The organism is Dactylosporangium sp. CA-233914 (assembly GCF_050942935.1).
Taxonomy (GTDB): domain Bacteria; phylum Actinomycetota; class Actinomycetes; order Mycobacteriales; family Micromonosporaceae; genus Dactylosporangium.
On record NZ_CP192030.1, the window covers coordinates 7475641 to 7499706 of the forward strand.

General features: G+C 71.3%; 1 protein-coding gene. It reads right to left on the bottom strand.

Annotated features, from left to right (window positions below):
- Positions 1-52: 52 nt before the first annotated feature.
- Positions 53-24025, bottom strand: coding sequence for an SDR family NAD(P)-dependent oxidoreductase (locus tag ACQPY0_RS33365; RefSeq protein ID WP_432969498.1), 23973 nt, complete (start codon positions 24023-24025; stop codon positions 53-55).
- Between the last annotated feature and the right edge of the window lie 41 nt (positions 24026-24066).

The window sequence follows — 24066 nt, forward strand, 5'->3', positions numbered from 1 at the left end:
GCCGTACAGCACACCGGCCACGACCCTCATGCGGGTCGTGGCCGGTTCCCTGTTACAGCGCGTTGTCGATGATGTCGAACAACTCGTCGTCGCTCACCTCGAGCAGCTCGGCGGCCTCCGTCTCCACGCCGTCGCCCGCGATCCGGTCGAGCAGGCTCCGCAGCCGCGCGGCGACGTCACGACGCCGGACCCCGTCGAGCTCCGCCGCGCCGATCAGCCGGTCCATGTCGGCGAGTGCCGCATCGACCGGATCCACCCGCACCGGCGCCAGCTGCCCCTTGAGGAACTCGGCCAGCACGATCGGCGTCGGGTGGTCGAACACCAGCGTCGGCGGCATCCGCAGACCCGTGGCCGTGTGCAGCCGGTTACGCAGCTCGACCGCCGTGAGCGAATCGAAACCCATGTCCATGAAACCCAGATCCATCGGTACGTGCGCAGCGGACGCATGCCCCAGGACGGCCGCGGTATGGGCGGCGACGAACTGGTGCAGGAGCCGGGTCTGCTCCTCGGCGCCGAGCCTGGCCAGCTGGCCGGTCAGGGTCGCGGTGGCGTTGGCGGTGTTCGTCGCGGCGACGCGGCGGGTGACGGCCGGTGCGAGGTCGCGCAGGATGGCGGGGGTGGCTGGGTCGTCACTGTGGAGGGTGTTGGTGTTGAGGGTGGCGGCGGTGAGGGCGGGGTGTGCGGTGTGCAGGGCGGTGTCGAGGAGTTGGAGGGCGTGTCCGGTGGGCATGGGTGTCAGGCCGGTGCGGGTGATCCGAAGGCGATCGGCGTCGCTGAGGTGTGCGGTCATGCCGCTGGTGTGTTCCCAGTACCCCCACGCCACCGCCGTGGCGGGCAGGCCGCGGGCGCGGCGGTGTTGGGCGAGGGCGTCGAGGAAGGTGTTCGCGGCGGCGTAGTTGGCTTGTCCGGGGCTGCCGAGGGTGCCGGCGACGGAGGAGTAGAGGACGAATGCGGCGAGGTCGAGGTGTTGGGTGGCGTGGTGGAGGTTCCAGGCGGCGTCGACCTTCGGGCGCAGCACGGTGTGGATGTGGTCGGGGGTGAGGCTTTCGAGTGTGGCGTCGTGGAGGACGCCTGCGGTGTGGAAGACGGCGGTGAGTGGCCGGTCGGCGGGGATCGACTTGATCAGGTTGTCGACAGCGGCTGGGTCGGCGGTGTCGCAGGCGACGATGGTTGCTGTCGCGCCGTGTTGTTGGAGGCGGCCGATGAGGTCGTCCGCGCCGGGGGCGTCGGCGCCGCGTCGGCTGGTGAGGAGCAGGTGTCGTGTGCGGCCGGATTCGGCGAGGTGTTCGGCGAGGAGCGCGCCGAGGGTGCCGGTGCCGCCCGTGATGAGGACGGTCCCGTCGGGGTTGATGGGGGTGGGGTGGGTGAGGACGATTTTGCCGATGTTGTGGCCTTGGGCGAGGTGCCGGTAGGCGGTGGGGGTGTCCTGGACAGGCCAGGCGGTGTAGGGCAGCGGCTGTAGAACGTTGCGGTCGAACAAGTCGAGGAGGTCGGTGAGCATCTGCTGGATGCGGTCGGGTCCGGCGTCGAACAGGTCGAAGGGCCGGTAACGCACACCAGGATGGTCGGCCGGGTCGCGGAGGTCGGTTTTGCCCATCTCCAGGAAGTGGCCGCCCGGACTGAGAAGGTTGAGGGACGCGGCGATGTGCTCGCCGGTGAGGGCGTTGAGCACCACGTCCACGTCGTGGAACTGGTCCCGGTAGTCGAGGGTGCGGGACGAGGCGATGTGGGTGGGTTGGATGCCGAGCCGGTGCAGGGTCGGCCATTTGCCGGGGCTGGCGGTGGCATAGATGTCGGCGCCGAAATGGGTGGCCAGCTGGATAGCGGCCATCCCCACACCACCCGCCCCGGCGTGTATCAGGATCCGTTGGCCGGACTGCAGTTGGGCGAGGTCGACCAGGGCGTAGTAGGCGGTGAGGAACACGACCGGGACGGTTGCGGCCTGCGGGTAGGTCCAGCCGGCCGGGATCTGGGTGAGGAGGCGGGCGTCGGTGACGGCATGGTCGGCGAGAGCACCGAAGAACAGGCCCATGACCCGGTCCCCGACCGCCACGCTGGTGACGTCGGCCCCGACCTCGGTGACGACACCGGCCGCTTCGGCGCCGATCACGGCCGCGCCGGGGTACATGCCGAGGGTCATGAGCACGTCGCGGAAGTTGACGCCAGTGGCTCGGATCGCGACCCGCACCTGACCCGGCTCCAACGCTGCGGGCCGAGGATTGTCGACGACGGTCAGTCCCTCCACGGTGCCGGGTGTGCCGACGTCCACGCGCCAGTGTTCGGTGGGGAGCTGGAGGCGGTGCACGGTGTGCAGCGGCCGTAGCCGCGGCACCCACATGGTGCCGTTCCGCAACGCCGCCTGCGGCTCACCGCTGGCGACCGCGGCGGCGATGTCGTCGGAGTCGTCGGTGTCGAGCAGCATGAACCGGCCGGGGTGCTCGGACTGCGCCGAGCGCAACAAACCCCACACCGCCGCACCGGCCAGATCGGTGACGTCATCACCCGGCACCGCGGCGACCGCACCCCGGGTCAGCACCACCAGACGGGAATCCGTGTCGGCCAGCCACGCCTGCACCTTCCGCAGCGTCTCCGCGACGACGTCGTGGGTGCCGGTCACGACGTCGCCGCTGCCCCGGACCGGAAGCACGACCGTCTCGACGCTCGGACCGGGCGTGGGTGCGGCAACCGTGGTCCAGCCGGTCTGGAACAGCGAACCACGCCCAACCACATCCGGCCGACCGCCCGGCAAAGCCCGCACCGTCAACGCGTCGATCGCGACCACCCGCCCCCCAGCAGGATCAGTCGCGGTCACCCGAACCGTGTCCGAGCCCGTGCGTTCAACCACGACCCGCAACTGCCGGGCACCAGTGGCGAACAGGCTGATACCAGACCAGGCGAACGGCAGCCGCACCCCCTGCCCACCGATCAGCAACACCGCCGAATGCAACGCCGCATCCAGCAACGCGGGATGGATACCCCAGCCGGAGACGTCGACCTCCTCGGGGATCACCACCTCGGCGAACGCCCGGTCATCGACCCGCCATGCGGCCGTCACACCCTGGAACACCGGACCGTACTGCATGCCCGTCGCGGCGAGGTCTGCGTACAACTCCACCGGCGTCCCATCCGGCGGCCAGGTCATCCCGTCATCTGCCGGCTCGGTGCCGGGCGTCGTGGCCAAGGTTCCGGTGGCGTGACGGGTCCAGTCCTGGTCGCTGATCCGGGAGCGGATGGTGATCGAGCGGTGGCCGTCGTCTGGCGGGCCGACCTCGACATGCAGGGCGCGGGACTCCTTGCCGGTGAGGGGCAGCGGCGTTTCGATGGTGAGCAGGTGCAGGTGCGGGTGGCCGGTGTGCTGCCCGGCGTGCAACGCGAGCTCGACGAACGCCGCGCCGGGCAGCAGCACGGTGTCCTGCACCGCGTGGTCGGCGATCCACGGCTGCGTGCCCAGCGACAGCGTGCCGGTGAACAGCACCGATCCGTTGTCGGGCAGGTCGATCGCGGCGGCGAGGAGTGGGTGGTTCGCGCTGGCCAGGCCGAGGTCGGCGGGTTCGCTGAGCGTGGCGGCGGCGTCGAGCCAGTACCGCTGCCGCTGGAATGGGTACGTCGGCAGGACCACCGGTGCTGGTGCCGGGTCGGGCAGCGGCCACCGTACCGGCAGGCCGTGGACGTGTGCGGTGGCCAGGGCGGTGATGAATGCGGCGGTCTGGTCCTGATCGCGGCGCTGGGTGGGAATGGTGACCACATCGCCGACGGTGTCGGCGGTGAGTGTCGTCAGCACCGCGTCCGGGCCGACCTCGACATACCGGGTGACACCCAGTTGGTGCAGTCGTTCGGTGGCGGCAGTGTATTCGACGGCGTGGCGGATGTGCCGAACCCAGTAGTCGGGATCGGTCAGCTCCCCGGGCAGGGTGGACGCGACCGGGATGGTCGGAGGCTGGTAGTCGATGCCGGCGGCGACCTCACGGAACTGGTCGAGGATGGCGTCGGTGTGGCTGGTGTGGAATGCCCGGTCGACGTGCAGCCGGCGGGCGCGTACACCATCGCGGTCCAGTTGTTCGGCCAGGGCGGCGATCACGTCCGGGTCGCCGGCCAGGACGTGGGCGGTGGGGCTGTTGTGCGCGGCGACCTCAACACCCTTCAAATACCTGTCGAGGGTGTCGATATCGGCGGTGACGGACAGCATCGCCCCGGGCGGTAGCTGCTGCATCAGCGCACCGCGGGCCGCCACCAACCGTACCGCGTCGGCCAGGCCGAACACCCCGGCGATGTAGGCGGCGGTGACCTCGCCGATGGAGTGGCCGGTGAGGTGGTCGGGGGTCAGGCCGAAGTCTTGCAGCAGCCGGTAGAGGGCGACCTGGTAGGCGAACAGGGCCGGTTGGGTGTAGCGGGTCTGGCCGAGCAGGTCGGTGTGGGCGCCGAACATGACCTCCCGCAGCGGGTGTTCCAGCAGTGGGTCGAACGCGGCGCAGACGTCGTCGAGGGTGGTGGCGACGACCGGGTAGTGGTCGTAGAGGCCGGCTCCCATGCCGGGGTGTTGGGCGCCTTGTCCGGTGAACAGGAATGCGGTGGTGCCGTGCCCTGCGGTGCCGCGGACTACGCTGGGGTGGGGGTCGCCGCCTGCTAGGGCGCGCAGTGCCGTGGCCGGGTCGTGGCCGGGGAGGATGACGGCCCGGTGCGGCATGAGTGCGCGGCCGGTGGCGAGGGTGTGCGCGACCGCGGCCAGGTTTTCGTGGAGGTGCTCAGCGAGCTGTCCGGCGGAGGCGGCCAGGGCTGTCTCGGTCTTGGCGGACAGCAGCAGGGGCAGGTCGGTGGTTGTCGGTTGGGTTTGTTCAGCTGGCGGGGGTGCTTGTTCGAGGATGAGGTGGGCGTTGGTGCCGCTGATCCCGAACGAGGACACCGCCGCTCTCCGGGGTCGGCCGTGGTCGGGCCAGGCGGTCGGTTCGGTCAGCAGGGCGACGTGACCGGAGTCCCAGTCGACGTGGCTGGAGGGTGTGTCGACGTGCAGCGTCTTGGGCAGCAGCCCGGCGTTCATGGCCTGGACCATTTTGATGATGCCCGCGACACCGGCCGCCGCCTGCGAATGACCGATGTTCGACTTGATCGACCCCAGCCACAACGGCTGACCGTCGGCGCGTTCTTGACCGTAGGTGGCGAGGAGCGCTTGGGCTTCGATCGGATCGCCCAGAGTGGTGCCAGTGCCATGCGCCTCCACCGCGTCCACGTCGGCCGGCGTCAGCCGCGCATTGGCGAGCGCCTGCCGGATGACTCGTTCCTGCGACGGCCCGTTCGGTGCGGTGAGTCCGTTGCTGGCGCCGTCCTGGTTGACCGCCGAGCCGGCGATGACCGCCAGGACGCGGTGGCCGTTGCGTTCGGCGTCGGACAACCGTTCCAGGACGAGCATACCGACGCCCTCGCTCCAGCCGGTGCCGTCGGCCTGATCGGCGAACGACTTGCAGCGGCCGTCGGCGGACAGGCCCCGCTGGCGGGAGAATTCGACGAAGATGCCGGGTGTGGCCAGGACGGTGACGCCGCCGGCGAGAGCCAAAGTGCATTCGCCGTTGCGGAGCGACTGCATCGCCAGGTGGGTGGCGACCAGCGATGACGAGCAGGCGGTGTCGATGGTGATGGCTGGGCCTTCCAGACCCAGGGTGTAGGCCAGTCGCCCCGACGCCACGCTGCCGGCGCTGCCGTTGCCCAGATAGCCCTCATAGCCGGCGGGGATGTGATGTAGCCGGGTGGCGTAGTCGTCGTACATGACGCCGGTGAACACCCCGGTCGCGCTGGTTTTGAGACTGGTGGGGTCGATCCCGGCGGTTTCCAGGGCCTGCCAGGTGGTTTCGAGGAGGAGTCGTTGCTGGGGGTCGGTGGCGGCGGCTTCGCGGGGGCTGATGCCGAAGAAGTCGGCGTCGAATTCGGCGGCGGCGTGCAGGAAACCGCCGTGCCGGGTGTAGGACGTGCCGGGGTGGTCGGGATCGGGGTTGTAGAGGGCCGCCAGGTTCCAGCCGCGGTCGGTGGGCATGCCGGTGATCGCATCGGTGCCGGACTGCACCAGCTGCCACAGTTCCTCCGGGCTGTCGGCGCCGGGATAGCGGCAGGCCATGCCGACGATTGCGATCGGCTCGTCCATCGCCGCTGCAACCGGCGCCGCCTTGCGAGGCTCGGCAATGGCAGGCACCAGCTGCTGCGCCAGATGCACGCTCAGCGCATGGACGCTGGGGTGGTCGAACACCGCGGTCGCTGACAGCCGCAGCCCTGTGGCGGTGTTGAGCCGGTTCCGCAACTCTACCGCGGTCAACGAGTCGAACCCGAGGTCCTTGAACACCCGCTGCACATCGATCCCAGCAGCATCCTGATGACCCAGCACAGCCGCGACAGTGTCCTGCACCAGCTTGGCCAGCACCCGATACCGACCGGCCTCATCCAGGCCCGCTAGATCGATCCGACCACCCCGCCCCGGACGATGCGAACCCGCCGGGACCAGCCCGCGCAGAAGTACCGGGAACGCTGGATCGTGCACGCCGGCCCGCAGCGCGCCGGTATCCAACGTCGCGGCCACAACCGCCGGCTCCGCGGCGACGATCGCCGTCTCCAACAGCCGCAGAGCGTGGTCGGTGGCCAGGGGAACCAGGCCGCTGCGGGCGATCCGAGCACGGTCGGCGTCATTGAGGTGCGCGGTCATACCGCTGGTGTGCCCCCAATACCCCCAGGCCAACGCGGTCGCAGGCAGGCCGTGCGCACGGCGGTGCTGGGCCAGGGCGTCCAGGAACATGTTCGCCGCCGCGTAGTTGCCCTGTCCGGGACTGCCGAGGGTGCCGGAGACGGACGAGTAGAGGACGAACGCGGCCAGGTCGAGGTGTTTGGTGGCGTGGTGGAGGTTCCAGGCCGCGTCAACCTTGGGACGCAGCACGGTGTGCAGTTGCTCGGACGTCAAGCCCTGCAGCGTCGCGTCGGCGAGGACACCCGCGGTGTGGAACACCGCCGTCAGCGGACGGCCAGCGGGGATGCCGGCGATGAGTTCGTTGACCGCGTCCGGGTCGGTGGTGTCGCAGGCGACCACCGTTGCCGCAGCGCCCAGTTGCCGCAGGCGATTGACCAGGTCATCCGCGCCGGGAGCGTCGGGGCCACGTCGGCTGGTGAGCAGCAGGTGCTTCGTCCGGCCCGTGGCAGCGAGGTGCTCGGCCAACAGTCCGCCGAGTGCACCGGTGCTCCCGCTGATCAGCACAGTGCCGCCGGCATCGAGGTCCAACGGGGGTGCCTGATCGGTGATGGTCCGGGCCAGACGGGGCACCAGCAGCCGACCGTCCCGCACCGCCAGCTGTGGCTCACCGCTGGACGACGCCGCCGCGACGTGGTCCTCGGTGTCGGCGTCGACCAGTACGAACCGGCCCGGGTGCTCCGACTGCGCCGAACGCAGCAAACCCCACACCGCCGCCCCGGCCAGATCCGTGACATCCTCGCCCGGCACCGCGGCCACCGCACCCCGCGTCAGCACCACCAACCGCGAGCCGGTGCACCGCTCGTCGGCCAGCCACGCCTGCACCGCCCGCAACGTCTCCCCGACCAGGCGGTGAGTGTCGGCCACGACGTCACCACCACCCCGGACGGTGAGCACCACCGCCTCCGGCGCGTCCCCGGCACTGGCAAGTTCGGCCCGTCCCAGGATCGGGCCGGGAGCGAACGTCGGTGTGGGAATGGTGGTCCAGGTGGTGTGGAACAGCATATCGCGGGCCGGCGCATTGAGGTGCCCAGCCGGCAGCGCCCGTACGGTGAGTGCATCAATCGTCGCCACGAGTGACCCGGTCTGATCCGCAGCCGTGACCCGGACCGTATCCGATCCCGTACTCTCCACCAGAACCCGGAGATGCCGCGCACCCGCAGCGTGCAGCGCGATGCCCGACCAGGCGAACGGCAACCGCACTCCGCCGTCGGCGCCCGCAAGCAGCGCGGCAGGGTGCAGCGCGGCATCCAACAGCGCCGGATGCACGCCCCAACCGGTAACGTCGACCTGCTCGGGCAGCGTGATCTCGGCGTAGACAGAACCATCCGCGCGCCAGGCACCGGTCACGCCCTGGAACACCGGACCGTACTGCAGGCCGGAAGCCGCCAGATCGGTGTAGAAGTCCGGCAGCTCGATCGGCACGGCCTCCGGTGGCCACGTCATCCCGCTGCCCGCCGGCTCGGTGCCGAGCGTGGCGGCCAGGGTACCGATGGCGTGGCGAACCCAGTCTTGCTCGCCGCCGCGCGAACGGATGGTGATGGAGCGGTGTCCGTCGTCCGGTGGGCCGACCTCGACGTGCAGGGAGCGGGACTCATCGCCGGTCAGGGACAGCGGTGTCTGCAGTGTGAGTTCGTGCAGGTGCGGGTGGCCGACGTGGTGCCCGGTATGCAGGGCCAGTTCGACGAATGCGGTGCCGGGCAGCAGGGCGGTGCCGTGGATGGTGTGGTCGGTGATCCATGGCTGGGTGTCCAGCGAGATACGGCCGGTGAAGAGGATCGTGTCGGTGTCGGGCAGGTCGATGGCGGCGGCGAGGAGTGGGTGGTCGCCGGGGGCCTGGCCGAGGTCGGCGGGTTCGCTGAGGATGGTCCCGGCGTCGAGCCAGTACCGCTGGCGCTGGAACGGATACGTCGGCAACACCACCGGCGCTGGCGCCGGGTCAGGCAGCGGCCACCGCACCGGCAAGCCATGCACGTGCGCGGCAGCCAGGGCGGCTGTGAAAGCGGCGACCTGGTCCTGATCGCGGCGCTGGGTCGGGATCGTGACCACGTCGTCGAGGGTGTCTGCGGTCAATGTCGCCAGCACCGCGTCCGGGCCGACCTCGAGGAACCGGGTGACGCCCAGTTCATGCAGTCGTTCGGTTGCCGCGGCGTATTCGACAGTGTGGCGGATATGCCGGACCCAATACTCGGGGTCGGTCAGGTCCCCGGTGAGGGTGGACACGACCGGGATGCTCGGCGGCTGGTAGTCGATGCCGGCGGCAACCTCGCGGAACTGGTCGAGGATCGCGTCGGTGTGGCTGGTGTGGAACGCCCGATCCACATGCAACCGCCGGGCCCGTACACCGTCGCGGTCCAGTTCCTCGGCCAAGGCGGCAATCGTGTCCGGGTCGCCGGCCAGGACATGGGCGGTGGGGCTGTTGTGCGCGGCCACCTCAACGCCGTCACGAAGATAGGCAGACAGAGCATCACGGTCGATGGTGACCGCCAGCATCGCCCCCGCAGGGAGCTGCTGCAGCAACGCACCCCGGGCCACCACCAACCGCGCCGCATCGGACAGCCCAAACACCCCGGCGACATGAGCGGCGGTGACCTCACCGATGGAGTGCCCAGCCAGATAGTCCGGAGACAGACCGAAGTCCCGCAGCAGCCGATACAAGGACACCTGGAACGCGAACAGCGCCGGCTGCGTATAGCGGGTCTGACTGAGCAAGTCGGTGTGGTCGCCGAACATGACCTCCCGCAGCGGATGTGCCAGCAGCGGGTCGAACGCTGCGCACACCTCGTCCAGCGCCGAGGCGAAACCCGGCCACTGCTCATAGAGGCCGACACCCATACCCGGATGCTGGGAACCCTGCCCCGTGAACAGAAACGCCAACCCACCCTGACCCGCCACCCCACGAACCACACCCGGATGCACACCACCATCGGCCAACGCCCGCAACGCCGCCGCAGCATCGTGACCGGGCAGGATCACCGCCCGATGCGACATGAGCGCGCGACCCGTGACCAGGGTGTACGCGACCCCAGCCAGGTTCTCGTGAACGTGCTCGACGAGCTGCCCGGCGGAAGCTGCCAGAGCCGCCTCGGTCCTGGCCGACAGCAGCAAAGGTAGACCGATCTCGATCGTGACAGGAGCATCCGCTACGGAAGGCGCCTGCTCAAGAATCAGATGAGCGTTGGTACCGCTGATACCGAACGACGACACCGCCGCCCGCCGCGGCCGCCCATGATCCGGCCACTCGACCGGCTCGGTCAACAGGGACACCTGCCCCGACTCCCAGTCCACATGCGACGACGGGGAATCCACATGCAGCGTCTGAGGCAACACACCGGCATTCATGGCCTGGACCATCTTGATCACGCCAGCGATACCCGCGGCCGCCTGCGAATGGCCGATGTTCGACTTGATCGACCCCAGCCACAACGGCTGACCGTCGGGGCGCTCTTGACCGTAGGTCGCCAGCAACGCCTGCGCCTCGATCGGGTCGCCCAAGGTGGTACCGGTGCCGTGCGCCTCCACCGCATCAACGTCAGCCGGCGTCAGCCGCGCACTCGCGAGCGCCTGCCGAATCACCCGCTCCTGCGACGGCCCGTTGGGCGCGGTGAGTCCGTTGCTGGCACCGTCCTGGTTCACCGCCGAACCCGCGATGACCGCCAGGATCCGATGTCCATTCCGCTCGGCGTCGGACAACCGCTCCAGCACCAGCATGCCGACGCCCTCGCTCCAGCCCGTCCCGTCGGCCTGATCAGCGAACGACTTGCACCGCCCGTCGGCGGACAACCCCCGCTGGCGAGAGAACTCAACGAAGACGCCCGGTGTCGCCAGCACGGTCACGCCACCGGCGAGAGCGAGGGTGCATTCACCGTTGCGCAGCGACTGCATCGCCAGGTGCGTCGCGACCAACGACGACGAACACGCCGTATCCACCGAGATCGCCGGGCCCTCCAGACCCAGCGTGTAGGCCAACCGCCCCGACGCCACGCTGCCGGCGCTGCCGTTCGTCAGGTACCCCTCGTAGCCGGCGGGGACGCGATGGAGGCGGGTGGCGTAGTCGTCGTACATCACCCCCGTGAACACCCCCGTCGCGCTAGCCTTGAGGCTCGTGGGGTCGATCCCGGCAGCTTCCAAGGCCTGCCAGGCGGTCTCCAGCAGCAGTCGTTGCTGAGGATCCGTGGCGGCCGCTTCGCGGGGGCTGATGCCGAAGAAGTCCGCGTCGAACTCGGCGGCGGCGTGCAGGAACCCACCATGCCGGGTGTAGGACGTGCCCGGGTGGTCAGGATCGGGATCGTAGAGGGCCGCCAGGTTCCAGCCCCGATCCGTGGGCATACCGGTGATCGCGTCCGTGCCGGACCGCACCAGCTGCCACAGCTCGTCCGGCGAGTCGGCACCCGGGTAGCGGCAGGCCATCCCGACGATCGCGATCGGCTCGTCCATCGCGGCCACGACCGGCGCCGCCCTACGAGGCCCGGCCGCGGCGGGTACCAGCTGCTGCGCCAGATGGTCGCTCAGGGCGTTGACGCTGGGATGATCGAACACCACCGTGGCCGACAACCGTAGACCTGTGGCGGCATTCAGCCGGTTGCGCAACTCGACCGCGGTCAGCGAGTCGAACCCCAGTTCCCGCAGGGCACGGCCGGGATCGATGCCGCTCACGTCCTGATGCCCCAGCACGCCGGCCGCGTGCGTGGCGACGAGCCGGCGCAGCTCAGCGGCGGTGAACCGGCCCGGGTGCCTTTCGGCGGCTCCTGCGGTGCTCGCGGTGCGGCGGGTCGCGGTCGGTACGAGGTCGCGCAGGACCGCCGGGAAGGCCGGATCACCCGTACGGGCGCGCAGGACGCTCCGGTCGAAGGCGGTGGCGATCAGGGCCGGGCTGCCGCTGGCCAGCGCGGCGTCCAGGAGCGGCAGTGCCCGTTCGGTGGAAAGCGGCACCAGGCCACTTCGGACGAGGCGGGCGCGGTCGGCGTCGGCGAGGTGGGCGGTCATGCCGCTGGCGCTTTCCCAGTAGCCCCACGCCACCGCCGTGGCGGGCAGCCCGTGGGCGTGACGGTGCTGGGCGATGGCGTCCAGGAAGGTGTTCGCCGCCGCGTAGTTTCCCTGGCCCGGGTTGCCGAGCACACCGGCAGCGGAAGAGTAGAGGACGAATGCGGCCAGATCCAGGTGCGCGGTGGCCTGATGGAGGTGCCACGCCGCGTCGACTTTTGGCCGCAGTACGGTGTGCAGCCGCTGCGGCGTCAGCCCTTCCAGGGTCGCGTCGTCGAGCGCGCCGGCGGTGTGGAAGACCGCGGTGAGCGGGCGGTCGGCGGGGATGCCGGCGATGAGAGCGGTGACGGCGTCCGGGTCGGCGGTGTCGCAGGCCGCCACGGTCGCCGTCGCGCCGAGTTGCCGCAGGCGGGTGGCCAGGTCGTCCGCGCCGGGGGCGTCGGAACCCCGCCGGCTGACCAGGAGCAGGTGCTTCGCGCGGCCGCTGGTTGCCAGGTGCTCGGCCAGCAGGGCGCCGAGGGTGCCGGTACCGCCGGTGATCAGCACCGTACCGTCGGCATCGAGGTCCAGCGGGGGTGTCTGGCCGGTGGTGGTCCGGGCGAGACGGGGTGCCAGCAGTTGGCCGTCCCGCACCGCCAGCTGCGGCTCGCCGCTGCCGACCGCCGCGGCAACGTCGTCGGTGTCGGCGTCGACCAGCACGAACCGGCCCGGGTGCTCCGATTGGGCGGAGCGGATCAGGCCCCATACGGCGGTGGCGGCCAGGTCGGTGACGTCCTCACCGGGGGCCACGGCGACCGCGCCGCGGGTGTGGATGACCAGCCGGGAATCGGCGTGGCGGTCGTCGGACAGCCAGTCCTGCACCTTCCGCAGGGTCTCCTCGACCAGCCGGTGGGTGCCGGACACGACCTCGCCGCCGCCCCTGACCCGGAGCACCTCCATCGGGCTCGGCGAGGACGTGGACACGGGCGCGGGAACAGTGGTCCAGTGCAGCTGGAACAGCGAGTCATGCCCGGCCGAGCCGGCCAGACGCTCCAGATGCCCCGGCGGCAGCGCCCGCGTCGTCAACCCTTCGACGCTGATGACCGGTCCGCCGCTCGGATCGGTACCGCTGACCCTGATCGTGTCCGGGCCCGTGTACTCCACCACAACACGCAACTGCCGGGCGCCGGTGGCGTGCAGAGTGATGCCCGACCACGTGAATGGCAGCCGTACCCCGGGCTCGTCGCCCGCCCCCGGAAGCAACGCCGCCGCGTGGAACGCCGCATCGAGCAAGGCCGGGTGGATGCCCCAGCCCGCGGTGCCGAGTTCCTCCGGCAACGCGACCTCGGCATGGATTCGCCCGCCTGCCCGCCACGCGCCGGTCACGCCCCGGAACGCCGGACCGTAGTCCAGTCCCGAGGCGGCAAGCTCGCCGTACAGGCCGTCGACCGCCACCGGCGAGGCACCCGTGGGAAGCCACTCCCCCGGCGGCACGGCAGCCGGCGCCACGGCCAGGCTGCCGGTGGCGTGACGCGTCCAGTCCCGCTCACCCGCCCGGGACCGGACCACCACCGGCCGAAGCCCGTCGTCACCGGCGGCGCCGACCTCGACATGCACCGAACACCACTCGCCACCGCTCAACACCAGCGGAGCTTCGAGCGTCAGCTCGTGCAGGTGCGGGTGGCCGGTGTGATGTCCGGCGTGCAGCGCCAGTTCGACGAAGGCGGTGCCGGGCAGGAGCACCGTGCCCTGGACGGCGTGGTCGGCGATCCACGGCTGGGTGTCGAGGGACAGCCGGCCGGTGAACAGCGCGATGCCGCTGTCGGGCGAGTCGATCGCGGCGGCCAGGAGTGGGTGTTCGCCGGAGGTCTGGCCGAGGTCGGCGGGTTCGCTGACGGTGTGCGCGTCGTTGAGCCAGTAGTGCCGGCGTTGGAACGGGTATGTCGGCAGTGACACTGGCTGCGGGGCCGGGTCGAGCAGCGGCCATTGGACGGGGAGTCCGTGGACGTGTGCTGCGGCCAGGGCGGTGGTGAATGTGGTGTGTTGGTCGCGGTGTTGGGTGGCGATGGCGACGGGTATGGAGCTGGCGGTGTCGAAGACCTGTTCCAAGCTGGGGATCAGCGTGGGATGTGGGCTGGTCTCGATGTAGGTGTGGTGCCCGTCGCGGAGCAGGGCCTCGGCGGCTTGCTGGAATTGCACGGGTTGTCGGAGGTTGTCGTACCAGTAGCCGGCGGTGAGTTCGAGTGGATCGATCCGGTCACCGGTCAGCGTGGAGTAGATCGCGACCGTGGCCGGCTGGGGTGTGATGCCGGCCAGATCGGTGAGGACCTGGTCTTTGATGGTGTCGATGTGGGGGGTGTGGGAGGCGTAGTGCACCGGCAGCACACGGGCGCGGATCCCGTTGTCGCGGCAGTGTTCGACGACCTGGGCGACCGCGTGCGGGTCGCCGGCGATGACGGTGCTGGTGGGTCCGTTGTAGGCGGCGATGTGCACGTCGGGGTGGTGGTGGAGCTGGTTTGGGGGGAGTTCGATGGCGGCCATGTCGCCGTGGCCGATGAGGGTGCGCAGGGTTTGGGAGCGGCGGGTGATGATGTGGGCGGCGTCGTGGAGGGTGAGGGCGCCGGCGGTGTGGGCGGCGGCGATTTCCCCTTGGGAGTGGCCGATGACCGCGTCAGGTGTGATGCCGTGGTGTCGCCAGAGGGCGGCCAGCCCGGTCATCACCGCGAAGAGCGCGGGCTGGACCAGATCGACCTCGGTGAGCCAGTCGGTGTCCTCACGGTGGAGGAGCTCGTGCAAATCCCAGTCGACCCAGGGCCGGAACGCTTCAGCGCAGGCGTCGAGATGTTGTGCGAAGACGGGGTGGGTGGCGGCGAGGGCACGGCCCATCCCGGCCCACTGGCCGCCTTGGCCGGGGAAGACGAATACGGTTTTGTGCCCGGCGCTGGCGATGCCTCGAACCAGGCCCGGATGGGTGCTGCCGGTGGCGAGCGCCCGCAATGCCTGGTCGGGGTCGTGGCCGGGGAGGATGACGGCTCGGTGTGGCATGAGCGCACGGCCGGTGGCGAGGGTGTGGGCGACGGCGGCGAGGTTTTCGTGGAGGTGCCCGGTGAGTTGTCCGGCGGAGGCTGCCAAGGCTGCTTCGGTCTTGGCGGAGAGGAGTAGGGGCAGGTCGGTTGTGTCGCTGGCAGCGGGTGTCGTTCGGGGTGCTTGTTCGAGGATGAGATGCGCGTTGGTGCCGCTGATGCCGAACGAGGACACCGCCGCTCGCCGGGGCCGTCCGTGGTCGGGCCAAGCAACGGGCTCGGTCAGCAGAGACACCTGCCCGGAGTCCCAGTCCACATGCGACGACGGGGCGTCCACGTGCAGCGTCTGGGGCAACACGCCGGAGTTCAACGCCTGGACCATTTTGATCACACCGGCGACACCGGCCGCCGCCTGGGCGTGGCCGATGTTCGACTTGATCGACCCCAGCCACAACGGTTGACCATTGGTGCGGTCTTGGCCGTAGGTGGACAGCAGCGCCTGCGCCTCGATCGGATCGCCGAGGGTCGTGCCGGTGCCGTGCGCCTCGACCGCGTCCACGTCCGCGGGTGTCAGCCGTGCGTTGGCGAGCGCCTGCCGGATCACCCGCTCCTGCGACGGGCCGTTCGGTGCGGTGAGGCCGTTGCTGGCACCGTCCTGGTTGACCGCCGAACCCGCGATGACCGCCAGGACCCGATGGCCGTTGCGCTCGGCGTCGGACAACCGCTCCAGCACCAGCATGCCCACACCCTCGCTCCAGCCGGTGCCGTCGGCCTGGTCGGCGAAGGGCTTGCAGCGGCCATCGGCGGACAGGCCGCCCTGGGTGGAGAACTCGATGAAGATGGTGGGGGTCGACATGACCGTCGCACCGCCGGCCAATGCCAGCGAGCATTCCCCGGTGCGCAGCGACTGGATCGCCAGATGGGTGGCGACCAGCGAGGATGAGCAGGCGGTGTCGACGGTGATGGCGGGGCCCTCGAGGCCCAGCACGTACGCCACACGGCCCGAGGCGACGCTCAGGGCACCACCCGTGATGAGGTGCCCGGCGACTTCGTGCGGTTCGTGGCTCACTCGGTGGGTGTACTCCTGGCCGGCGACGCCCGTGAACACGCCCGTCGGGCTGGTCTTGAGCGTGGTGGGGTCGATGCCCGCGTCTTCCAGCGCACGCCAGCCCGCTTCGAGCAGCAGCCGCTGCTGCGGGTCCATGGCGAGGGCTTCGCGCGGGCTGATGCCGAAGAAGTCGGCGTCGAACTCGGCCGCGTCGTGCAGGAAGCCGCCGTACCGGGTGTAGGAGGTGCCGGGGCGGCGCGAGTCGGGATCGTGGAGGGCGGAGAGGTTCCAGCCCCGATCAGTGGGCATCGTGGTGATCGCGTCCGTGCCGGACTCCACCAGTCGCCACAACGCTTCCGGGCTGCCGGCGCCTGGGTAGCGGCAGGACATGCCCACGATCGCGATCGGCTCGCCGGTCCCCGCGGTGGCGGGGGCGGTGGTACGACGCGCCGGATCGCGGCCGGACACCTCCGCGTCGATGCGGGACACCAGCGCGTCGGGTGCCGGGTAGTCGTAGATGACCGTCGTCGGCAGGCGGAGGCCGAGCCGCGCGTTCAGCCGGTTCCGCAGCTCGACGGAGCCCAGCGAGCCGATGCCCAGCTCCTTGAACGCCAGGTGGTGATCAATTTCGGACGTCGCGGTCCGGCCGAGCACGACCGCCGTTTCGGTGAGCACCACGTCGAACAGCAGCTGCACGCGCTCGTCCCGGCTGAGGTGCGCGAGGCGGTCGACCGCCGCGGTGGTGGTGGTGTTCTGGCCGGTGGCGGCCCGTCGCCGCGGCGGACCGGCGAGTCCGCGCAGCGGTGCCGGTAGGGCGGGTTCGCCGGCGCGGGCGCGCAGGGCGGCGCGGTTCACTGCTGTGACCACCGTGGTCGGGTGGGCGGTACGCAGCACGGCGTCCAGCAGCTGCAGGGCGTGGCCGGGCGGCAGCGGCACCAGACCGCTGCGGGCGATGCGGGCCCAGTCGGTCTGGTTCAGGGTGGCGGTCATGCCGCTGGTATGCGCCCAGTACCCCCATGCCAGCGCGGTGGCGGGCAGGCCGTGGGCGTGGCGGTGCTGGGCGAGGGCGTCGAGGAAGGTGTTCGCGGCGGCGTAGTTGCCCTGCCCCGGGCTGCCGAGCACGCCCGTGACGGAGGAGTAGAGGACGAACGCGGCCAGATCCAGGTGTGCGGTGGCCCGGTGGAGGTTCCAGGCCGCGTCGACCTTCGGGCGCAGGACGGTGTGGACCTGGTCGGCCGTGAGGCCTTCGAGGGTGGCGTCGGCGAGGACGCCTGCGGTGTGGAACACCGCGGTCAGCGGACGGTCGGCGGGGATGCCGGCGATGAGGTCGTTGACAGCGGTCGCATCGGCGGTGTCGCAGGCGACCACCGTTACCGCCGCGCCCAGCTGTCGCAGACGGGCGACGAGGTCGTCGGTGCCGGGGGCGTCGGGGCCGCGGCGGCTGACCAGGAGCAGGTGTTTGGCGCGGCCGGTGGTCGTGAGGTGTTCGGCGAGGAGGGCACCGAGGGTGCCGGTCCCGCCGGTGATCAGCACCGTGCCGTCGGCGTCGAGGTCCAGCGGAAGAACCTGGGCAGTGGTGGTTCGGGCGAGACGGGGGGCCAGGAGTCGACCGTCCCGCATCGCCAGCTGCGGCTCATCGCTGCCGACCGCCGTGGCAACATCGTCGGTGTCGGCGTCGAGCAGCATGAACCGGCCCGGATGCTCTGACTGCGCCGAACGCAGCAAACCCCACACCGCCGCCCCGGCCAGATCGGTGACATCCTCGCCGGGCACCACGGCCACCGCACGCCGCGTGAGCACGACGAGCCGGGAAGCGGCGTGGCGTTCGTCGGCCAGCCACGCCTGCACCGCCCGCAAAGTCTCCTCGACCAGGCGGTGGGTGCCGGCCACAACGTCGCCGCCGCCCCTGACCCTGAGCACCTCGGTAGGCTCAGCCGGCTCCGGAACCGGGTCCACGGTGACCCAGCCGATCGAGAACAGCGAGCCGCGGACGTCGGCGCCCGAGAGGGCCGCGAGCTCGTCGGCCGGCAGGACACGCGTTGTCACCGTACGGGCCGTGGCGACGAGGTTGCCCGCCGGGTCGGTCGCGGTGAAGGTGACGGCACCATGGCCGGTGCGCTCGAGCCGGACGCGGAGGTGCCGGGCACCGGTGGCGTGCAACGTGACGCCCGACCACGTGAACGGCAGCCGCAGCTCCTGCCCGCCGGTGAGCAGCGCCGCCGCGTGCAGCGCGGCGTCCAGCAATGCGGGATGGATGCCCCAGTCGGCGGTGTCAGCCTCTTCCGGCAATGCGACCTCGGCATACACGCGATCGCCGGTCCGCCACGCGGCGGTCACGCCCTGGAACACCGGACCGCGGTCCAGGCCGGTGTAGAGGTCCTCGACCCGCACCGGCGCGCCATCCGGTGGCCAGGTGATGCCGCTGTCCACCGGCTCGGTGCCGGGCGTGGTGGCCAGGGTGCCGGTGGCGTGGCGGGTCCAGTCCTGCTCGCCGATCCGGGACCGGATGGTGATCGGCCGGTGTCCGTCGCTGTCCGGTGGGCCGGCCTCGACGTGCAGGGAGCGGATCTCGTCACCGTGCAGCGTCAAGGGCGTCTGCAGCGTGAGCTCGTGCAGGTGGAGGTGGCCGACGTGGTGCCCGGCATGCAGCGCCAGCTCCACGAACGCCGTCCCGGGCAGCAGGACGGTGTCCTGCACGGTGTGGTCGGCGATCCACGGCTGAGCGTCGAGCGACAGCGTGCCGGTGAACAGGACCGTGTCGCTGTCGGGCAGGTCGACCACTGCGGCGAGCACCGGATGGTCCGCGTTCGTCAGGCCGAGGTCGGTGGGTTCGCTGAGCCTGGTCGTGGCGTCGAGCCAGTACCGCTGCCGCTGGAACGGATACGTCGGCAACACCACCGGCGTCGGCGCCGGGTCAGGCAGCGGCCACCGCACCGGCAGGCCGTGCACATGCGCGGTGGCCAGGGCGGTGATGAATGCGGTGGCCTGGTCGCGGTCGCGGTGCTGGGTGGGGATGGTGAGTGCGTCTGCGGTCAATGTCGCCAGCACCGCGTCCGGGCCCACCTCGAGGAACCGGGTGACGCCGAGTGTGTGCAGGCGTTCGGTGGCGGCAGCGTATTCCACCGTGTGGCGGATATGCCGGACCCAGTAATCAGGATCGGTCAGTTCGCCGGTGAGGGTGGCCACCACCGGGATGGACGGCGGCTGGTAGTCGATGCCGACGGCGACCTCGCGGAACTGGTCGAGGATGGCATCGGTGTGGCTGGTGTGGAACGCCCGGTCCACATGCAGCCGGCGGGCCCGTACACCGTCGGCGGCGAGCCGTTCGGCCAAGGCGGCAATCGCATCCGGTTCACCGGCCAAGACATGCGCGGTCGGGCTGTTGTGCGCGGCGACCTCAACGCCCTCCAGATACGCGTCAATGGTGTCGGCGGTGACGGCGAGCATCGCCCCCGGCGGCAGCTGCTGCATCAACGCACCCCGAGCCGCCACCAGCCGCGCCGCGTCGGCCAGCCCGAACACCCCGGCGATGTGCGCGGCGGTGACCTCACCGATGGAGTGCCCGGTCAGATAGTCGGGGGTCAGGCCGAAGTCCTGCAGCAGCCGGTAGAGCGCGACCTGATAGGCGAACAGGGCCGGCTGCGTGTAGCGGGTCTGGCCCAGCAGGTCCGTGTGAGCGCCCAACATCACCTCCCGCAGCGGGTGTTCCAGCAGCGGGTCGAACACCGCGCACACGTCGTCCAGCGTCGAGGCGAAGACCGGCCAGCGCTCGTAGAGACCAGCACCCATACCCGAATACTGAGAACCCTGCCCGGTAAACAGGAACGCCAGCCCGCCCTGGCCCGCCATCCCACGCACCAGGCCGGGATGCACACCACCATCGGCCAGCGCCCGCAACGCCGCCGCAGCATCATGGCCAGGGAGAACCACCGCCCGATGCGACATGAGCGCCCGGCCCGTGGCCAGGGTGTACGCGACCGCGGCCAGGTCCTCGTGGAGATGCTCGACGAGCTGTCCGGCAGAGGCTGCCAGGGCTGCCTCGGTCTTGGCGGACAGCAGCAGCGGCAGACCGGACTCGGCGGTAGCGGGAGCATCCGCTGCAGCAGGTGCCTGTTCGAGGATGAGGTGGGCGTTGGTACCGCTGATCCCGAACGACGACACCGCCGCCCGCCGCGGCCGCCCGTGATCCGGCCAGGCGATCGGCTCGGTGAGCAGCGCCATGCGGCCGCCGGACCAGTCGACGTGGCTGGTCGGAGTGTCGGCGTGAAGCGTCTTGGGCAGGATGCCGGCGTTCAGGGCGTGGACCATCTTGATGACGCCGGCGACGCCTGCGGCGGCTTGGGTGTGGCCGATGTTCGACTTGATGGACCCGAGCCACAACGGCTCATCACCGGCACGGTCCTGGCCGTAGGTGTCCAGCAGCGCCTGCGCCTCGATGGGATCGCCGAGGGTGGTGCCGGTGCCGTGCGCCTCGACCGCGTCGACGTCGGCCGGTGTCAGTCGTGCGTTGGCGAGCGCCTGCCGGATGACCCGCGCCTGCGCCGGGCCGTTCGGTGCGGTGAGGCCGTTGCTGGCGCCGTCCTGGTTGACGGCCGAACCGGCGATGACCGCCAGGACCCGGCGACCGTTGCGCCGGGCGTCGGACAACCGCTCCAGCACGAGCATGCCGACGCCTTCGCTCCAGCCGGTGCCGTCGGCCCGGTCGGCGAACGACTTGCACCGGCCGTCGGCGGACAGGCCGCCCTGGTGGGCGAACTCGATGAACATGCCGGCCGTGGCCATGACCGTCACGCCGCCGGCGAGGGCCATGCGGCATTCGCCGTTGCGCAGTGACTGCGCGGCGAGGTGGACCGCGACCAGGGACGACGAGCAGGCGGTGTCCACGGTGATCGCGGGGCCCGAAAGGCCCAGGGTGTACGCGATCCGGCCGGAGGTGACGCTGGTAGTGCTGCCCGTCAGGACGTAGCCCTCGTACCCGCCGGTCGCCTCGTGCAGCCGCGGGCCGTAGTCGAGGGATGTCGCGCCGACGAAGACGCCGGTGGGGGTGCCGCGGAGCGCGGACGGATCGATGCCCGCCACCTCCAGGGCTTCCCACGACGTCTCGAGTACCAGGCGCTGCTGCGGGTCCATGGCGGTGGCCTCGCGGGGGCCGATGCCGAAGAACCCGGCGTCGAAGTCGCCGGCGTCGTGGAGGAAGCCGCCCGGGCGGACGTAGCCGGCGGCCGGATCAACCCGCCAGCCGCGGTCGTCGGGGAACGGCGTGATGGCGTCGACCTCGTCGACGACGAGTTGCCACAGGTCGGCGGAGGAGCGTGCGCCGCCGGGGTAGCGGCCGGCCATGGCGACGATGGCGATCGGCTCGTCGGCGTTACGGTCCGGGACGGGGGCGGTGGTCCCGCCAGTGGCGCCGGCGCGCAGGAATGCTGCGAGCGCTGCGGGTGTCGGGTAGTCGTACACCAGGCCGGGCGGCACGGGCCGGCCGGTCCGTTGCCGGATCCGGTCGCGCAGTTCGACCGAGGCGAGGGAGTCGAAGCCGAGTTCCTTGAACGTCCGGTCGGGCACGACGGCGGTGGTGTCGGCGTGGCCGAGGACGCCGGCGATCTCCTCGGCGACGATGTCCGAGATATCCGAGATATCAACAGTCTGCTCGACTGCGGCGGGCACCGGGTCGGGGTCGTCGATCCAGTACCGGCGCCGGTTGAAGGCGTAGGTCGGCAGTTGCCGGGGCCGGGTGCCGTCGGGCACGGCGAGGACGGCGGGCCAGTCGACCGGGACGCCGCGGGTGTGCGCGGAGGCGGTGGCGAGCAGCCACGAGTACACCTCGGGGGTCTGCGCGCGCATGGCGGGGAAGCATCCGGGCAGCTGGTCGCGGGCCATCGCCGTGAGGGCGCCGTCCGGGCTGAGTTCGATCACCGTGCCGACCCCGGCGTGGTGCATGGTCCGGACACCGTCGGCGAAGCGGACGGCCGCGCGGGCGTGCCGCACCCAGTAGTCGGGGGTGGTGATGTCGGCGGCGGAGGCGAAGGCGCCGGTGACGTTGGAGATGATCGGGATGGCGGGCGGCGCGTAGTGGAGCCCGGCGGCGACGGCGCGGAAGTCGTCGAGGATCGGGTCCATGTGCGCGCAGTGGAAGGCGTGGCTGACACGGAGCCGCTTGACGCGTCGGCCCTGCCGGGACCATAGTTCGGCGAAGGCGGTGACGGCGTCCTCGTCGCCGGCGACGACGGTCGAGGACGGGGCGTTGACGGCGGCGACGTCGAGCCGGCCCGTGCCGGGCAGGAGGGCCCTGACCTCATCCTCGGCGGCCTCGATGGCGGCCATCGCGCCGCCGGCGGGCAGTGACTGCATCAGCGACGCGCGCGCGGCCACGAGCGTGCAGACGTCGGGGAGGGACAGCACGCCGGCGACATGGGCGGCGGCGAGTTCGCCGATCGAATGGCCGAGCAGGACGTCGGGGGTGACGCCGACGCTTTCGTACAGGCGGAAGAGCGCGATCTCGACGGCCAGCAGCGCGGGCTGGGTGAAGCCGGTCCGGTCGAGCAGCGCGGCGTCCGGTGACGTCTCCGGCGCGCTCAGCACGTCGCTGAGTGGTCTGGGCAGGAGCCGGTCGAACTCGGCGACGACGGCGTCGAAGGGCTCGGCGAACGCCGGGTAGGCCGCGCGCAACTGCCGGCCCATCCGCGCCCGCTGGCCGCCCTGACCGCCGAACAGGAAGCCGAGGCGCCCCGGTGCGGCGGCGCCGCGCACGACGTTCGCCGCGGTGCCGCCTCGGGCCAGCGCCGCCAGCCCGGACCGAAGCGCTGCCGGTGAGCCGTCGGCGGCGATGACCACGGCGCGCCGGTCGAAGGCCGTCCGGGTGGTGGCGAGTGACAGCGCGACGGCTGCCGGGTCCGGATCGTCGGCCGTGGGGTCGAGCAGCTTGCCCGCCTGGCGGCGCAGCGCCTCGTCGTCCCGGGCGGACAGCAGCCAGGCGGTCGGCGCGGCGCCGGCGCCGGTCGCGGCGCCGGCGGGCCGGGCGGGCGGCTCGGTGACGACGACGTGGCAGTTCGTACCGCCCATGCCGAAGGAGCTGACGCCCGCGACCAGTGGCCCGTCGGTGTCCGGCCACGGTTCGAGCCGGGTCTGGACGCGCAGGCCGAGCTCGTCGACCGGGATGTCGGGGTTGGGGGTGGTGAAGTTCAGGCTCGGCGGGAGCATGCGGTTGCGGATGCTCAGCGCGACCTTGGTCAGGCCGGCGAGGCCGGCCGCGGCCTCGAGGTGGCCGATGTTCGTCTTCACCGACCCGACGCGCAGCGGCTCGGCCCGCCGATCGGTGCGCAGCGCGGCGGCGAGCGCGGCGGCCTCGATCGGGTCGCCGACCCGGGTGCCGGTGCCGTGCAGCTCCACGTACTGGACGGTGGCGGGGTCCACGCCGGCGTCGCGGTAGGCGTCGCGCAGCACGCGCTCCTGGGCGTCAGCGCTCGGGACGGTGAGCCCGTCGGTGGCGCCGTCGTTGTTGACCGCGCTGCCCCGGATCACGCAGTGGACGGGGTCGCCGTCGCGGACGGCGTCCGCGAGGGGCTTGAGCATGACGGCCGCGCCGCCTTCGCCGCGCACGTACCCATCGGCGCGGGCGTCGAAGGTGTGGCAGCGGCCGGTGGGCGAGAGCGCGCCGAAGCGCTCCGAGCCGATCGTGCTCTCCGGGACGATCATGAGGTTGACGCCGCCCACGATGGCGGTCGTCGACTCGCCGCTACGCAGGCTGGCGCAGGCCAGGTGAACGGCGACGAGGCCGGAGGACTGGCCCGCGTCGACGGCGAGGCTCGGGCCGTGCAGGCCGAGCGCGTAGGACACCCGGTTGGCGATGATGCTGCGGTGGGTGCCGGTGACGTCGTACCGGCCGATGTCCTGCGCGGCGCGGCGGGCGAGCAGTTTCGCGTAGTCGTCCCAGATGGCGGCGACGAAGACGCCGGTCCGGCCGCCGCGCAGGGTGTCCGGGACGATCCGGGCGTCTTCGACGGCTTCCCAGGCCAGTTCCAGCATGAGGCGCTGCTGGGGGTCCATGGCGCGGGCCTCGCGCGGCGAGATGCCGAAAAAGCCGGCATCGAACTCGTCGACGCGGGGCAGGAAGCCGCCCTGGTCGAAGGCGGCCCGCCCGTCCCACCGGTCGGCGGGCACGCGGGTGATCGCGCTCGTGCCGTCGTGGAGCAGGCGCCAGAAGGCCGCCGGGTCGGCTGCTGCGGGCAACCGGCAGGAAATGCCGATGACGGCGATCGCGGGCCCGACGGGGTTCATCTCTGCCTCTCGGTGGGGCTGGTGGTGGTCGAGGGTGCCGG

Bases quoted from the DNA above. Each gene is read 5' to 3' on its own strand.
- ACQPY0_RS33365 (WP_432969498.1), bottom strand. From the start codon at position 24,025: ATGAACCCCGTCGGGCCCGCGATCGCCGTCATCGGCATTTCCTGCCGG.